This window comes from Bacillus cereus (genome assembly GCF_002561295.1).
Taxonomy (GTDB): Bacteria; Bacillota; Bacilli; order Bacillales; family Bacillaceae_G; genus Bacillus_A; species Bacillus_A cereus_S.
The window spans coordinates 1-357 of record NZ_NTUG01000077.1 but is presented as its reverse complement, the minus strand read 5'-3'; the positions used below and the strand labels follow the sequence as shown (position 1 = coordinate 357).

Genomic DNA, 357 nt, shown 5'->3' with positions numbered 1-357 from the left:
CTTCCAACGTGATACCTAAAACGATATAAATAGCTTCTTTTTCGACCGTATCGCGACGCACACTAAAAAATAAGCAATCTAAATAAAGGGACGTGTAATTAGACTCTAATGTGCGTGATTGCCAGCTTTCAATATCATTTCTAATCTTTTCTGTAATATTAGATACAGTCGTAGCCGAATAAGGATTGCCATCTAATAAACGTTCCACAAATTTCCCAACTTGTCGAGTACTTACGCCGCTTTGATATAGGCTTAAAATAGCTTCTTCTAGCCAACCATCACGACGTTGATATGGCTGGAATAGGGAAGTTTGAAAATCACCGTTTCGATCTCTTGGAACAGAAAGATCTTCTATTC

At 37.8% G+C, this 357-nt stretch carries 1 protein-coding gene; it reads right to left on the bottom strand.

What is annotated here, in order from left to right:
* The coding region (locus CN373_RS24770) for a transposase (RefSeq protein ID WP_205753383.1) at window positions 1–357 on the bottom strand (357 nt) is incomplete at both ends.